The organism is Sunxiuqinia rutila (assembly GCF_050589705.1).
Lineage (GTDB): Bacteria > Bacteroidota > Bacteroidia > Bacteroidales > Prolixibacteraceae > Sunxiuqinia > Sunxiuqinia rutila.
This window is the reverse complement of record NZ_JBNGOT010000036.1, coordinates 1-1,281: the sequence shown is the minus strand read 5'-3', so window position 1 is coordinate 1,281 and position 1,281 is coordinate 1. Positions and strand designations below refer to the sequence as shown.

At 39.3% G+C, this 1,281-nt stretch carries 1 protein-coding gene; it reads left to right on the top strand.

All coding sequences use genetic code 11. The annotated features are described in order from the left end of the window. The first annotated feature begins 68 nt into the window (after nt 1-68). Nucleotides 69-1,246, top strand: a protein-coding gene (locus ACRD6K_RS19975) for an IS3 family transposase (protein ID WP_430974674.1) whose coding sequence is annotated in 2 segments (ribosomal slippage) — nt 69-327 and nt 327-1,246 — 1,179 coding nt in all. Because the reading frame shifts where the segments join, the coding sequence is not laid out codon by codon here. The last annotated feature ends 35 nt before the right edge of the window (nt 1,247-1,281 follow it).

Below are 1,281 nucleotides of genomic sequence, written 5' to 3'. Positions count from 1 at the left end.
TGGAGTTGCTACATTTGAACGGACAGTAGGTTAAGATATGATTGTTATGAAAATTGTATCTTAGAATTATGAGTAGAGAAAGAAGAATATTTACCCGAGAGTTTAAGCTTAATGCAGTTGAGTTAAGTTACTCAAGAGAAAGCATTGTAGAGCTCGCGCATGAACTTAAAATACGTCCTGCATTACTTTACAGATGGAGGAGTGAATTTGCCAGTTCTCAAGGAGCAAGTTTTCCCGGCAATGGTAACCCTAAAATGACGGATGAAGAAAAAGAAATAGCCCGATTGAAAAAAGAACTTGCCGATATGCAGATGGAAAGAGATATCCTAAAAAAGGCAGTAGGCATCTTTTCCAAGAGCGATGGAAAATATACCGGTTTATAGCCGACAACAACTCCATGTTTCCCATTGAAATGATGTGTAAAGTATTAGGAGTAAGCAGAAGTGGATTTTATTCCTGGCTAAAAAGAAAGCCTTCAAAACGGGCACTTGAAAACGAAGAATTAATGGATCAGATACGAGAGATATATAAAAGGAGCAAAGAAACTTACGGCAGTCCACGCATCAGCGAGGAACTAAGGAAAGATTATGTTCATGTGTCACGGCACCGTGTCGCAAGGCTGATGAAAAAAGCGAATATCCACAGCAAAACAAAGAGGCGCTTTAAATGTACCACCGAATCGAAGCATCAATTTCCAGTTGCCCCCAACCTGTTAAATCGGGAATTTAAAGTGTATGAGTTAGGTAAAGTCTGGGTGTCTGACATTACGTACATACGCACCTCAGAGAGCTGGTTATACTTGACTGTTATTATCGATTTGTGCGACCGGAAAGTAATTGGATGGTCAACAAGCAGTACACTTAAAACCATTGACACAGTTGTTCCTGCATGGAAAATGGCAGTTGCGAACCGTCCGGTAACTGATGATCTCATCTTTCATTCTGACAGGGGGATACAATACGCCTGTACAGAGTTTAAAGAACTGCTGGCATCAAATCCATTTGTAAAACAAAGCATGAGCAGAAAAGGAGACTGTTGGGACAATGCTGTTGCTGAAAGCTTTTTCAAGACCTTAAAAACAGAATGGATCTACAGAAACAAGTATACCACAAAAAGGCAAGCGAGAGTTTCTGTTTTTGAATATATAGAAACCTGGTACAATACTCAGAGAACCCATTCTGCTTTGAATTATTTGTCACCAGCGGAATTTGCTGAATTAATAAATAAACAAAAATTGGCAGCATAGCTTAACTCAATGTCCACTTTTTTGTTGCAAGTTCA